The 14,131-nt window shown below is 61.8% G+C and carries 10 protein-coding genes and 2 pseudogenes; 2 read left to right on the plus strand and 10 right to left on the minus strand.

Going from position 1 to position 14,131, the window contains the following annotated elements; all coding sequences use genetic code 11:
* Positions 1 to 66 precede the first annotated feature (66 nt).
* The 3 genes from AC0L25_RS13990 to AC0L25_RS14000 all read right to left on the minus strand — a co-directional run bounded on the left by AC0L25_RS13990 (position 67) and on the right by AC0L25_RS14000 (position 4,224).
* A complete protein-coding gene (locus AC0L25_RS13990; RefSeq protein WP_473596026.1) occupies positions 67 to 1,230 on the minus strand; it encodes an ABC transporter substrate-binding protein in 1,164 nt (387 codons plus the stop codon).
* A gap of 262 nt (positions 1,231 to 1,492) precedes the next feature.
* Complete coding sequence (locus tag AC0L25_RS13995; protein ID WP_473596027.1) at positions 1,493 to 1,933, minus strand: diol dehydratase small subunit; 441 nt, start codon at positions 1,931 to 1,933, stop codon at positions 1,493 to 1,495.
* Positions 1,930 to 4,224, minus strand: coding sequence for a propanediol/glycerol family dehydratase large subunit (locus tag AC0L25_RS14000; RefSeq protein WP_473596028.1), 2,295 nt, complete (start codon positions 4,222 to 4,224; stop codon positions 1,930 to 1,932). The genes AC0L25_RS13995 and AC0L25_RS14000 overlap by 4 nt, the downstream gene beginning before the upstream one ends.
* Before the next feature lie 217 nt (positions 4,225 to 4,441).
* On the opposite strand from AC0L25_RS14000, the gene qhpR reads away from it, so the two are divergent.
* Positions 4,442 to 5,503, plus strand: coding sequence for an AraC-like transcriptional regulator QhpR (gene qhpR, locus AC0L25_RS14005; protein WP_473596029.1), 1,062 nt, complete (start codon positions 4,442 to 4,444; stop codon positions 5,501 to 5,503).
* A gap of 683 nt (positions 5,504 to 6,186) precedes the next feature.
* Here the strand turns inward: qhpR and AC0L25_RS14010 are convergent.
* Both AC0L25_RS14010 and rnk read right to left on the minus strand, forming a co-directional pair.
* A complete protein-coding gene (locus tag AC0L25_RS14010; RefSeq protein ID WP_473596030.1) occupies positions 6,187 to 6,726 on the minus strand; it encodes a GreA/GreB family elongation factor in 540 nt (179 codons plus the stop codon).
* 145 nt (positions 6,727 to 6,871) lie between these two features.
* A complete protein-coding gene (gene rnk / locus AC0L25_RS14015; RefSeq protein WP_473596031.1) occupies positions 6,872 to 7,321 on the minus strand; it encodes a nucleoside diphosphate kinase regulator in 450 nt (149 codons plus the stop codon).
* Positions 7,322 to 8,136: 815 nt separating this feature from the next.
* On the opposite strand from rnk, the pseudogene AC0L25_RS14020 reads away from it, so the two are divergent.
* A pseudogene (locus tag AC0L25_RS14020) lies at positions 8,137 to 8,443 on the plus strand (proline iminopeptidase-family hydrolase); the annotation flags it as partial.
* 717 nt (positions 8,444 to 9,160) lie between these two features.
* Here the strand turns inward: AC0L25_RS14020 and AC0L25_RS14025 are convergent.
* The 5 genes and pseudogenes from AC0L25_RS14025 to ligD all read right to left on the minus strand — a co-directional run bounded on the left by AC0L25_RS14025 (position 9,161) and on the right by ligD (position 14,089).
* Complete coding sequence (locus tag AC0L25_RS14025) at positions 9,161 to 10,210, minus strand: class I SAM-dependent methyltransferase (protein ID WP_473596032.1); 1,050 nt, start codon at positions 10,208 to 10,210, stop codon at positions 9,161 to 9,163.
* 151 nt (positions 10,211 to 10,361) lie between these two features.
* Positions 10,362 to 11,420, minus strand: coding sequence for an alpha/beta fold hydrolase (locus AC0L25_RS14030; RefSeq protein WP_473596033.1), 1,059 nt, complete (start codon positions 11,418 to 11,420; stop codon positions 10,362 to 10,364).
* A 265-nt stretch (positions 11,421 to 11,685) separates the two neighbouring features.
* A complete protein-coding gene (locus AC0L25_RS14035; RefSeq protein WP_473596034.1) occupies positions 11,686 to 13,191 on the minus strand; it encodes an Ig-like domain-containing protein in 1,506 nt (501 codons plus the stop codon).
* Positions 13,192 to 13,533: 342 nt separating this feature from the next.
* Positions 13,534 to 13,723 (minus strand): annotated as a pseudogene (locus AC0L25_RS14040) (hypothetical protein); the annotation flags it as partial.
* Between the two features lie 57 nt (positions 13,724 to 13,780).
* Entirely contained in the window at positions 13,781 to 14,089 is a 309-nt protein-coding gene (gene ligD, locus AC0L25_RS14045; RefSeq protein WP_473596035.1) for a non-homologous end-joining DNA ligase LigD, read from the minus strand.
* Positions 14,090 to 14,131: the final 42 nt, after the last annotated feature.

The raw sequence follows: 14,131 nt of genomic DNA on the forward strand, positions 1-14,131 counted from the left end.
AATCGATCGGGTCGTCCGGCTGGAAAAAGCACGGGCGACGTCTGTCAGTATCATGCTACCAAAGCGTCAGCCGCCGGAGGCTTCGCGCTTGGCAGCACTCATGATGTCGAGCAGCTTATCGTAATCCGGCACGATGTCGTATTCTACCGAACGCGTCATTTCCTCCTCGAGGCTGTCCCACTGGATCACGTCGAGCTCTTCCTTTGTGAAGAGGTCGAAGCAGGCGGGATTTCCCATCTGGGTGACCGGATTGAACGTGCCTTCCGCAAACGCGACCGTATGCGACATTTCCGGCGACTGGACATATTCCAGGAAGTCTTCGGCATGGGTTGAGAGATCGGGATTGTTTACAACCGAGGTGATCTCGATCCAGGAGATGCCACCCTTGCCGCCCGCCATCGGACCTTTGAGCGGCGTGACTGCGCGGATGTTGAGGTTGCCGTCGGCGCGCGCCGGCGAGCAGGAGTAGGTGCCGCCGGTGAGGTAGAAATCGATCTCGCCGGAAACCAGCGCTTGGTTCATGGTGGCCAGATCACCGACCATGCGGGCGCCCTTGAACACGCGCTTGGCTGTCTCGGTGTATTTCGTCACTTCCTCTTCGGTGTGCTCCCGGAAGGGATCGAAGCCCGCGATGCAGCATAGGTCGAAGACGTTCCAATCATCCGATGCCTGCACTCCGTACTTCTTGTCGTTCGCGGCATCGTTCCAAAGGTCCCAGCCCTGGTCCTCTGCGGCGGCGCGGCTAATCTTGTCGGTGTTGACGACAAAGCTGTAGGGGCCGAAGCGCTGCGCCATGCCGAGCAGTTGCTGGCCGGACTCGTCCATCGCCCATTTGTAAGGCGGCTTGAAGTTCGGCAGCATCTTGTCGAAATAGGGCTCGAAGCGGGCCCGGTCGATCGGCTTGATCAGCTTTTCGGGGAACATGATCTTGCGCGCCCACGGATTGTTGACGTTGATCAGGTCCCAGATGTTGGTCTCGCCGGCGCGCAGGCGATTGATCATGGTCGGATCGTTGGTTAGCGACTCGGCACGCACGGTTGCGCCGGTCGAGGTGCGGAATGGGTCAAGCACCTGCGCGGAGTTATAACCTTCCCAGCACAGAATGTTCAGCTCGTTGGTGCGGGCCGCCGCCGCCGGCCGCAAGCCAGCTGCCCCGCCGACGGCCAAAGCGGCGGTCGCTGCGGCGGAATTCTTTAGAAAATCGCGTCGCGTCTGCGTAAAATCGCTCATTCAACCCTCCATTGGCGCGATCCTGGAACTCACCCTCGATCCCATCGGTCGCTTTCTATCAACCATGCCGACCGCAGCCTTGCGCCGCGAGCAACACGGTCATTTGTCTGCCTTGGATCGCCTGCCATTCGCGCGCAGGTTCTTATTCTTCGGTTCCTTATGTCGTTTGACGATAGGGACCGGCGGGCGGGCGGTCTTGACATTAAGGCCGGTAATCTTGACAGCCCCGGCAGGGGAAGGCGCGTCGCCGACGCCAGCGGCCTTAGAACCGGTAGGAAAACAGGCCCCGTCGCTCATAGACATCCGCTGCTTCCTCGACAAACGCCGCCATACTGGTTGCGCCGTAGGTATTCCGCAGAGTTGCCGCGGCCGTCAGCAGCGCCATCTTGTCCTGTGCCCGCCCCGGCCGCAACAGCTCGTAGCAGTGGAGCACCACATCTTGTGGCACGTCAACCAGTTCAGCCGCGCGCCGGAAGTTGCCGCCAAGGGTTGGCCGGCCGGCATCCTCAGCTATCTGTGCCTGGTCGAGTAGCGCCTGCGATGTGATGCGCAAGTCTGCGAGTTTCACGTCACCCGCCTCGATCGCCGCCAGCGTGAGATCATCGAGCGACTTCCCGTTCGCAGTTTTCACCCATTGCGGACGTTTCTCGGCGAGCGGATAGTCGACGATGCCAAGCGGAAGTTTTTGATCGTCGTCGGTCATCCCGCCCTCTCCAGATCTGTTATCTCTAGGTCTTCCGGCGGAGCACCGGTTTGCGTCAAAGATGTTTCGATCGCGTACAGAAATGCGACCTGAGCATGATATCGCGCCCCCAGCGCCAGGCCTTGGGTTGGGACGACCACTGGTTGGGGCATGTCGCCTTGAGCATAGACCGCAGCGTTCTCACCCAACGCTCGGTAATGCGCCAACGTCGTGACGGGGGCGTTCGAAAAGAGCTCTAGGTTGTGATGGGGAAGCCGGTCGGCCTGATGAATTACCGCCGTTCCTTTTGCTTGGAGGCCGATGCCGATGCCGGAGCCGGCCAGGCGCGCCGCCGAAAGGCCAAGGAACGACGTATCCGCGGTGTGGCGCATGCGCACGACACGTTTCACATACCCTTTGGAGCGCATGCCGTCCGATAGCGCACGCAGCACCGCCGAAAGCGGATGTCCGGCAAGCGTCTGGTAGAGCTTCACCCCAAATGCCGGACTGACGCCGATAACGATTTCGTTTCGTGGGCCGTTTTGCGCCGCCGGTCCCAATGTTTTGTAACCAATTCGTCGCGCCTCGGCACCGGCGAAGGCGGCCTCCGTTCGCAGCACTTCCTCGCGCGTCAGGACATCCCGGATCGCATTCAGTTCCTTGCGTCGCGCATCGTTCAGGCGATAGCCCGTTCCAGGTCCAGCATAGTCGTTGGGATCGTTGACCGCGCTGATCACGTGGCCGTTGCGTATCACAGCTGCGGTCTGGAGGTAATCTCCGGACACGCGCAACCGTACCACATTGAGCAGATTCTGTGCCTCCTCGCCAAAGCCGCGTCTGGCCAGCGCCTTGATCACGTCGAGAACGGTGATACCACGCGCTTTGATGCGGTCGCTGATCAGCGCCACATCACGCGGCGTGTAGCTGTCCGTGTCGTTGGAGCCCGATGCGACGGCGACGCTCTGTTTCATCGCGTCCGTTGGCGCACCCAGCTCGAGTTCGGCAAAAACTGCCGTCAGCGCATCGATGGCACGCCTGCGAAGCTCCAGCGCGACGGCTTCATCGATGGATGTCAGGCCGCCGTCGGCTTCGAAATCGCGCTGCAGAACGAGAAAATCCTCCATCTCCTCGCCGTTGAACGAGGAAGGATTGAAGGAATTGTCGTATTTTAGAATGGAACCCATGCCAGAGCAGACCAGATCAGATCCTGCGATCAGGAAGGGCAGGATCTTGGCGCCGACCCGGATTTCCGATTCCGAATGCCGCGCATCATTGCCGGTTGCGCATTCAAGGTCGAGCCAGACGGCGATGAGGTTCTCCGCCATCAGCTCACGGACGCCGCCTGGCATGCTGGAGGCAAGCGGGGCGCCGTCTATGCCGCCGTTCTGGGTGCCCTGAACGCCCATCGCGCGTTGCAGGCAAAGGCAGCGGGCCTCCAGGTAGAGCAGCGACTTCGACTCATGAAATCCCATCAGGAGTTCGGAGGCAGCCCCCGAAGTGCAACGCATCTTGATCCCACGGGACGCATAGGCCGCGGCCAGAAATCCTTTAGACCAAGGCGTGTCGTCGCCGTCGGTGAAAGCGCGCTCCGTGCCATACACCGACACAGTTTCTGCGTACGACGTGAAGCCGGCCAAACCGATCTGCAATTCCTCCGCCTCTTCGCTGGCGCACTGGAACAGCGTGCCCCAACGTCCCACCGCCGCGCCCACGGCGCAGGCAAGCGCGTTGGACCAGGCGTTGCGGGCGACACGCATAGTGGTCTCGATTTCATCGAAGCCGAACGCGACGGCGATCGCCGCATCCGCGGCCAGCTGAAGCGGATCATCCTTGGCGTTTGTGACATGGCCCTGGTTGCCTGGCGTTTTGCGTGTCCGCATCTTGGAGAAGGCGAATGCCAATTCCATGGACGAGAGCTGCGCCACAACCTCCGCCAACTTGGCCGGTGTCAGCCCATGGGCGAGCTGCGCAAGCTCCGTGCGAGGCACCGAGACGTCGACCAACATGCGCGCGATGTGCGCCGAGTCCATTGCCATCGCCGTCTCGGCTCCTGCAATATCCAGGTGGTGATTGGCGACGAAATGGTCGATCATGTCAAAATCGGCGGCCGCCGTACCGTCCATGCTGACGATCCGGCCGCCCTCGACGATCAGTCCCGGTGCGGGGTCGCGCGCGCCGCTGAAGGCCGCAAAGCCGTTTTCCGGATCTTCGACCGCAAACTTGTCGAGCCGCAGCGGCCGCTCATCCCAATCCGAAAAACGCTGCCACCGGTTGGCGCCGCGATGCGGCTCCGGGCGGATGTCTTTGATCATCCGTCTGCCCTCCTTGACGCTGGCGCTGTGCCGCGCTGTTACGCAACCCGGGAATAGGCGTCCCTGGCATTGTCTTCGCATATACTTGATCGCACCCGGCGGCTTGACGGGAAGCGCACCCGTTTTGACAGCCGCGACAGATCGCCTTGCGGCATCGGAGGTGGCGTGCCATCATTTGCGATCCGCCGCCAATGTTTGACACTTGTTGAGGAACAGCATGGCTCTGGCCGGGCATTCATCATTTTCTGCGTTCCAGGGCGGCGCGGCAGCAGCACCCGTGGTGCTGGCCGCGGCAGCGGCTGGTCTGGTCGAATTCATCGGTGTACAAGGCGGCGACGCGGACGAGATCTTCGGTCATTGCGGGCTCGCACCGGACATGATCATCGCCCCGACGCTTCAGCTTCGGCTGGACACTTTCTGTAAGCTCTTCGAGGAGGCTGCGGAGCGCACCGGCTGCGACAATTTTGGGCTCCTATTCGGCCAGCAGTTTCAACCGCGCGATCTCGGCATCTGGGGATATGCAGCCCTCTCCTCGCCTACCCTCGGGTCAGCCCTGGAGACGTTGGCCGATCTCTTCTGCTACCAGCAAAGCTCATCCACGATGCGCTTCAAGCGCGAGGATGAGAAACGCGTGCGGTTGGAATATCAGATACAGACGCCCTCAATTGTAGCCCGGCGGCAGGACGCCGAATTGTCGCTGGGCCAATTTACCAACCTCATTCGCGAATGCTGCGGCCGCAATTGGTCGCCGACCGAGATCCAGTTTGAGCACCCGCGCCCCGCCGAATGGCGCCAGCATGCGCTTGCCTTCGGCTCGCCGGTGTTCTTCGGCTGCTCCAGCAACGCGATTATTCTGGAGTCCCAACATTTGGACCGGCCGATGCCGGGACGCGATCTTAAATTGCTCGCCATGATGCGCAATTGCTTGGAAATGGTAGGGTCGCGCGCAGAGACAGAGTCGCTATTCGACCGGATCCGCGCCACGGTTCGCCAGCACCTCCCGCACGGCGCGCCCTCATTGGAGGCGATCGCAGGGGCCCTGCGCACGACGCCAACGGCAGTTCGCTGCGCCGTGGCCAACGAAGGCCTGAACCTACGCGAAGCGATTGACGCCGTGCGTTTTCAATTGGCGAAACACTATCTACTCCAACGCCACTTACGCTTGACTGAGATCGCATTGCTGCTCGGCTACTCCGAACTTTCTGCTTTCACGCGCGCATTCACTCGTTTGGCGGGCACATCTCCACTAGGATACCGCAACGGATGTCTGCGGCACTGAAAATTGAGTCCCAGCCAGAGAGTCGAGCTGGACCATCGTCCGCGCCAACCCGAGGGGTGAGGGACGGGCGAGTCGCTATCTGCGGCACTGCATTTTGGTACTGCATCGCTTCCGCCTTATAGCCTGGTTTTGATGGCTTTTCGGCTTCAGTCCGTCTAATCCACCATTGAGCATGAGGGGGAGCGCACATGACCCAGCCTGCCTTCACAATCTATCTCGGGAACGGGATCTATCTGATAGCGACGGGAACGTGCTTCAGAGCCCGCTCCCCGACGTCCCGGCCTATTCTCCACCGTTCAAGCTTCCGATCGATCCGGCGAAAGCCCGGGACGCGGTCAAGAGCGTGGCGGGAAGCCTTCCCCCATGGCGCGGATGACGAGCCGATCCGCTCGGGCGATCCATCTTTGGCGGCGCAGCATCAATTGCGCGGCATCGTTCGCAAATAGCCGGACTGGTTTCTGGCAGGGTCCTACGAGGGGGCGCCCTACGCCCCTCGCTTCGCACTCCCCTCCCCCACCACGGTCGGATCGGTCCAGCCGACAATTCCTCTTTGTTGAGACGCTATCAGCTGCAGCATTTATTGGAGATCGCAGGTCTCCACCTTGCTTCTGCCCGACGCCGTTTTCTTGGACGCCGGCATTCGCGCCGAGAGCACCGGTCGTCCATCGCTCCGCGCTCTGGCTTCATGCGGCCGAGGGGCCCGGATCATCGAATTCGTCCGATCTGACTGGCACGAAGCGGGGCTGGTCGTAGAAGGCGCCGCGTACCAACGTTAGCCACGGCTTGCGCTGCGCGAGAGCGGACAGGCTGTTCAGGGCCCCCTTCTCGCGCCGCGCCGCTTCCGGCTGGTACTGAACCGTTTCCAACACGACCCGCTCTTCCCTCCCGTCGGGGTCTGTCAGTAGGAAATCCTGACCCTCGGCGAGTCCAATGAGGGCCAGAGCCCTCGGCCTGGAGATCGGAAGGAACAGGCCGGCTGACGAGTTCATTCGATCGTGCGACAGAATACGCGTATCGGGCTCGCGCCCGTCAACCCGAAACGTAACGCGGCTGCTTAGGGTCGCGACGTTAGAGGGAACGTCATCGCGCAAAACCACAAGCGCGCTCTCGATCTTTCTTTTCAAGATCGGTACCAGTGGGTCGTCGCTGCCGAGGCAGCGTTCCCGCATGACCTCGAGGATGGTAAAATCCTTCGTGGTGAGAATACAGGTTTCGGTCGACATCGCAGTTCTCCATCGCTCCGCCGGGGAGCGGTTGCATTGAAATGAAATGGAGAATCCCCTGGCCGCGCGTCGCGGCGCAGGGGCTAGAATCCTGCGATGAGACAGCCTCCGAAAAGCGAGAGGCGGCCGGGGCCCTGGACTCCCGTCATGGTGCGATCCGCGGTTCTGCGGTCGCATGAGGCGCCCCGATTGTGCGCGGCGCCTCTACCGTCTCAACTGTGAGACGGTGGGCTCGGCCGTCGCGTGCGGTCCAGTCGATCGATTGTCCGGCCGATAGGCCGATGAGCGCTGCGCCGATCGGTGTGAGAATCGAGATTTTCCCCTCGGCAATGTCAGCTTCGCCCGGAAATACCAGCGTCACGCGCCTGTCTTCTCCCAGGTCACTGGTGAAGCGAAGCGTGGATCCCATGCGAACGACATCGGCCGGGATGCGCGCGTCATCGACGACGCGCGCCCTTTCGAGCTCTGTCATGAGTACCTCCGCGACATTAGGGGCCCTCGCCACGGAGGATTCTGCCAACCGCCACAGCCGCTCGCGGTCGGAGCGCGTGATTTTGATCGCGGGCCTGCGCTGTCTGTTGTTCTCGGGAGCCATCTCGGTCTCATACTGGTTGAACCGCCGGGCACGGCGCGCGCGGCGTTGAAAAGTTGATGTTGGAATGCTGTCGCACTGTGCGGCTCATTCCCCTGCGTCAGGGAAACTGGCCTATCCCCCGCGACCGGGGCGCGACGCGACCTGGCCGGGGGTCAGGTGCCCGCGATGGGGCACACCCGTGTAAGGAGCAGAGTGAAGCGGTCTGTCAACATGAAATGAAAGTGGGATCGCAAGGAGGAAAAGTCAAGCTCCGCGACCAAGCTGGAATATGCGGGTGTCGTGGACTTGTCCGTCAAAGACTTTCGGCTGAGCACGTTAGGAGCCGACATGGCTGCCGCTTCCGCCCAGCACGCTCTACAGCCCTCCCTTCGGTCCACGTGATCCTTCTCGCCTTTCCCTTTGCGCTGTCCCTTACTGAAGCGAACGATCCGGCGGTTCCGTGCCAGACCCTGGTTCTGCCGACCGGAGACATCCTCTTCCTAGCGGCGTCGTGGACGGCGTGATGGGTCCCAAGCCTCTTTATCGCGGCGATCTCCGTTCCGTTCAGTATCAATGATACTCTTGGCCGAAGGCCCGAGTCATTGGTACTGCGGCATTGTCGACGTCCATATTGCCAGACCGACAATCCCGACCATGATCCAGAAAAGCGAGTTGACGAGCATCCGCACGTTGTGAGCGCAGGTCTGCACCTGCATCCTTTGGCGTTATTATACGTTTGCCCCGCGGAGAGGATGCTCCGGACCGGCAGCCATGTCGAAGAAAACAACCGAGGACACGTACGAAGATCGAGTGCAACCTGAGCGGGGCGCTGAGGGCCGCGGACGCGATGCCGCACCTTCGCCATCATGGAAGAGGACAATACAGTCTACCGCAACATGAATGCTCCGACCGAATTCCACGTGATCGGCACGATGAGAGACTGGACCATCGAGGACCGGCTGCCCGACATCGCTGTGCCGACGCTGCTGATCTCCGGCCGCCACGACGAGGCCACGCCCGAGGTGGTGCAACCCTATGTGGAGCGCGTTAGGGGCATTCGATGGGCACTTTTCGATGCCGCATGTCGAGGAGCGGGAGCTCTGCATGCGCACTGTCTCAGACTTCCTCAAGACGCAGGACTGAGGAGAAAACAAGCATCGGGACACGGGGTGCACCTTTCGCACTTACCCGAGGTCGCGGCGACGAATTCCTTGGAGACAGTCCGGCGCCGGATTCTCGTGGCTTGCCTCCGACAAGGACATTTAGGTGCCGAATGGCCGTTGTAATGGCGAGCGCAACGGCGGTCAGGTTTGGGCCGAAACCGGCCTGCAGATTCTGGCATGCAGAACGCGGTAGCAGATGCTCAGCACCAAAGTCCGAGAGTGACGTTACCTGCGCAACCCGTGCGTTAGGAGTTTCGGCCTGACTCGGCGAGCCAGAGTCTGTCACGCTATCATGTTGGCGAAGGCTGAGGCACCAGCTTGATTGCTAGCAGGCCCCATAGGATGCGATTGCAAGATATGCGTCATCGTCCACAAGCTGGCGCGACCGGAACGCGGGCGCAGCAGCGGGCAGCCATTTCAGCGGGAGGCTGGAATCGCAGCTCTGTCCCCACCCCTTATTACAATACTGCACGGCACGAAGGATCAGGCTTCACGAACCAAGGCACCGTACAAGGCGGACTGACGATCAACGATGATCAGGATAGCTCGCGACCTTTGCCGACAACGAGCTTGCTCAACTCCGAACGGAGGTCAGATACGCCGCCGCCATCCGCGCTAATCTGCGAGCTGTCGCTACCCAGCCGTACGGGGCCTTCCCTTTTAGAAGGCGGCCGGCGCTACTTGGGGGGAATAGATTTCATGTCGCTTCGAGCACCATGTTGAGGGGGGTCGCGGCGGCGCGGCGGACGTTCTTGAATCCGGCGGAGCGAATCACCTCCGTCAGTCGTTTTTCGCCGGCCTGGGCGCCAAGTGCCAGCCCGGTCTCCTGCGCCAGTGAGGTAGGCACGCAGATCATTGTCGAGGCTGAATAATAGAGCCGCCCGACAGGGTTGATATTGTCCTCGAGTGTGTCGCCCGCCATCGGCTCGACCACCATCCATGTGCCGCCGCCCCTCAGCGCCTGACGGATGTGCGCCGCTCCAGCTTCAGGATCGCCCATGTCATGGAGACAATCGAAGCACGTGACGAGGTCAAAGTCTCGCCCGGGGAAGTCCTGAGCGCGCGCGACCTCGAAGTCGATATTGCTCATCCCGTGTGCCCGCGCGTGCGTGGTGGCGGCGGCAATTGATGCCGGGTGGAAATCGTATCCGGTGAAACGCGACTTCGGGAAGGACTGCGCCATCAGAATCGTCGAAATGCCGTGGCCGCAACCAACGTCTGCGACCTTGGCGCCCGACTTCAGTTTCTCCACCACGCCTTCGAGTGCGGGCAGCCAGTCCTGCACCAGCGCGTTGACGTAGCCCGGCCGGAACAGCCGCGCAACGGCGCAGAACATGCAGCCGGCCTGGTCGCCCCATGCAACGCCCTTTCCGGTCTTGAAGGCCGCCTGCACCTTCGGCTGGTTTTCGACCATCGCGGCAGCGGTATCGAAGGCGCCGATGAGGTTAGCCGGGCTGTCGGGTTCGGCGAAGACGAAAGCCTGCTCGGGGGTCAGCGAGAAGCGTCCACCCTCGTGCGTGACATAGCCGGAGGCTGACTGCGCGCTGAGCCACTCGCGCACGTAGCGTGGTGCGCAACCGGCGGCTACGGCAATCTCGTCGGCCGTCGCCGGCCCGGTTCTCCGGAGCGCGGCGTATAGGCCGAGTGTATCGCCGATCCGCACAAGAGGAACACTGACTGCGCCGCCGAGGTCGCCGAGCACTCGGCCGACCAGTTCATTCAGCTTGGTCTCGTCAATCTGGGTCAATGTCATTACTCCTGATCTGCGGATGGCCAAATGCCCTCCGAGGGTTGGAGAATGCGGGCGCATTTCCCGGCCGGCATGAGGCGGCTGTCCCGCAGGGCAGGTAAATTCCGCCCGTGGCCGGGACGGTTGTCCCGCGCGGGACCTTCGGCCCTCAATTCGACAGTGACTTAACGATCGCCTGCGAGCGGCTGTGCACGCCCAACTTGTCGAATATAACCGAGAGTTGGTTGCGCACTGTCTTCTCGCGTTTCCCGAGACGTTGGGCGATGCTACGATTGTCGAGCCCTTCGGCAACGAGGTCGAGGATAGCCGTTTCTGCCGATGTCAGGCCGGCCTCGCGAACGGCGCGCGGCTGCTCCGGCCTGTCCTGCCCAAGAAACGCTGCGAGCTCCGCTTGGAACACCGCCCACGCCGGCTCGTCCGGCAAGAGTACGTGGTTCTTGCTTTCCAGCGGCACGAAACGCGCGCCGGGGATCGCCGCCGCTAGCTTGCGGCCTTCGTCGAACGGCACCCGCATGTCGCCCCGACAGTGCATGATCAGCGTCGGTACTCTGAGCCTCGCAGTTAGGTCCATAACGTCGATGCCTTGCATCTGCCAGAGCAACTGCGAGGCGACCTCGGCCGAGGCGGTTTCTCGCTCCAAATCACCCCACCAGCGATGCTGTTCCGGCTTACCGTCCGGAATGAACAGGTTGGTGAAGAACCGGCAGAACGCCGGGTTGTCGCGGCCCCAGCCCATTCGAATGAAATTGACCAGCGTTTCGGCCTCCAGCAGGTCGGCATCGCTCCGGGCGCGCGCCCGACCACCCTGGCCGTAGGCGTTGACCAGCACTAGATGTGAGACGCGCTCTGGGTGCCCGAGCGCAAACGCGATGCTTAGCGCCCCCCCTTGCGAAAGCCCAAGCAGCACGAAGCGCGGCTCCTCAATGGTCGCCGCGACGGCCTCGAGGTCGGCATGCCAGGCGTCGATCGACAGGTCCGCTACATGCCGGTCGGACAGCCCGCAGCCGCGCGGATCGTAGCGCACGAATCGGTTGTGGTCCGAGAGTGCCTCCACCCAAGGTCGCCAGACGGGGCTTTCGAGGTCGTAGTCAACATGGCTCAGCCAGTGTGCCGCCCGCAGGATCACCGGCCCCTTACCGCACGAAGCCACCGCGATGCGCGTGCCGTCCGCGGAAGTGCAGAATGTTATTGTCTGCCGTAGTTTCATCCCGCGACATTACCGCAGTCGTGATCGACGCGACAAGCTGGTGCGGGAGGCATCCCCGATGCCGCCCAAGCCGCGTCCCGTCAAGGAAGGGACTTAGCTGCGCAGATCTCAAGGCGGGCGGTCCCTAGCTAACGATGATTCCTAACGCCACGAACGTGATCGATAAGGCAAACACCGGAGCGAGTAGGCCAACGAGCTTGGTGGGAAATCCTGCGCGTGGGCGCGATCACGACCGGTCCATGTAGCTGCGCCCCACCATGCGCGACTATAACACGAAGAAGTCGTCCACTGTGAGGAATGTGCTCGGGTCCACGGCGGCAAACTTGACAGTCGCCGCTCCTCCTGCCCCGTCCACATCGAACAGCAGATCGCCGGTCTCGTTGTCGTAAATAATGTGGTCGTTGTCATCGCTCGCGCGCTTGCCGATGACGAAAACCGCAGCGGAAAGCGAGCCGGCCGACAGCCCGACGAATGCGGAGCTGTCCAGCCAGAACACATCGTCGAGCGCATTGAAGTCTTCTATCCTGTCGTAGTTCGCCGGCCCAAGTGCGTCGAACACGATGACATCCCTGCCCCCATCGCCGGCCAGCCGGTCGCGGCCGGCGCCGCCATTGAGGATGTCGTCGCCAACACCGCCTCGCATGTCGTCGGAGCCGGCGCCGCCGTCGAGGACGTCGTCGCCAGTGTCACCGCGGACGCCGTCTGCGCCCTCACCACCGCTGATCTCGTCATCGCCAGCGCCGCCCTTCAGCCAATCGGTGCCCGCGCCCCCAATCATGTCGTCCGCGCCCGCGCCCCCGAACAGCTGGTCGTGGCCGGCACCGCCGTCGAGCGTATCGTTGAACGGGGTGCCGCTGATGCGGTCGCCCCCGCCCAGCGCGGTGACGAGCACGGCATGATCATGGCTTGCGTAGCTCGCGATGTTTGTGGCGTCGGTCAGAGTAATGGATTCGGCCGGCGGAGTGACGGTGATCGTAATCGTCGCCACATTGCTGTTGCCCTGGCCATCCGTAGCGTAAACCGTAAAGCTGTCCGTGCCGATGAAGCCGGCCACCGGTGTGTAGTCGAACAGGTTTCCGCTCAGAAAATCCGCATGATAGTGCAGGGCAGTGCCATAATGACCCTGGTGAAACGGGTAGTAGTTACCGTCGAAACTTGTCTCCTGCTCCAGGGTGCCGCTGTCCGGCCCGTCCAAGACGATAAAGTTCAAGAGATCGTAGTCGGCATCTGTCGCGCTGAACTTGACGTCGTCGAGAGATTGCGCCTGCGAAATCGACAAGTCCAGGTCGGCTACGGTGGGCGCGTGATTAACGAAGGTGTCGGACAGAAGCACGCCCCCTTTCAAGATGATCTGGTGCTGACCGTATTGGGTGTTTTCGCCGCCGAAATATTCGTTCGCCCCGATCCATGTCACCGTGAGGTCGTCGGGGCTGTCGGCGCTGATCGAGACGATCTGGACCGACTGGAAGGCCGCCTGGTCGGACACGGTGCGGAGAAAATTGCCTTCGTTGTCGAAGACCTGCGTTTCCACTGTCGTCCAGGTTTCGGTCCTGCCCTCGTGGGTGAAGCTGGTGATGGTGAAGAAGCCGTCGAAGACGTCGACCGAAGCTAGTTCGATCCCACCGAAAGGGAAATCCGCCTTTGCGCCTATCGGTCCGATTACGTCGCCGTCTGTTTCCGTAATGCTGAAAAGGACCGCGTCAGGGGTCGGATTGGGATTCTCTGGTTCGGTCCATACGATAAGTTCACTGCCATTGCTTAAGGTCGGCATCCTGTCTCTTCCTTGCCATTGCGCCTGGACGTGCTGTGGATGCCCCCAATTCCAACAGCACCATGTTAGCCGAGACGGATCGGTGCCAACCCCAACCGTCCTTCGCTTTCTTCGAATGTGGTTAATTCTCGAGCGCGGGAGGTTCTCTCTTCACACGGGCCTTGGCTTTGGTGGCATGGACAGTCGCTGTTCTGGCGACAGCGTTTTATATACCCAGGCGAAGACGCATCAGTCGCAGTCACCATGCCGTTTGGTCGCGGCAACCTTTACCACCTGCTTTCAAAGCCGATTCACGTCGGCAAGATTCAGACACAGGGATCAGGTCACGAAGGAGAGCCCGGTCAGGTCAGTCAGTTCCCGAGCAACGCGCCGAGCTGGAGATCGACGTGTCCGGGATCGCGGCAAGGCATTCACGCGTCACATCGATGTTGAGCACCCGGAACCGCCGCCCGCAGGTGAACTGGTCATGGACGAAGTCCGGCGACCAGCGCGCGTTCGGCTTCGCCTCAACCAGGTGGGCCAGAGGGCTTCTCATCGGCCTCGCTCAGCATTCATCGAGCGCGTCTCGTTAGACCAGGACAGGCTGCAGCTACCGGACTGCTTTTCGGATCCGCTCTGTCAGCGTCTGTTCGACATCGAAATAGCCTTTCCAAGCGTCGGGCTGCTGAGCCCGCGCAGCAGCGGCGGGAACATCAAATGCACTCGCACTTTTGAAAGTCGGCAGCTCATCCCAGGTGACGGGTACGGCGCATGACGCACCCGAGCGCGCGCGAGTCGACCACGGGCAAATTGCCGTGGCGCCCTGGCCGTTGCGCAGATAGTCGAGAAACATGCGGCCCTTGCGCCTCGCCTTGCTCATGTTTGCAACGAAGCGGGACGGATCCGTGCGGGCCAGCAATTCGGCGAAGTCCTGGCAGAAGCGCTCGACCGCGGTTGCACA

This window comes from Mesorhizobium sp. WSM4813, assembly GCF_055811555.1.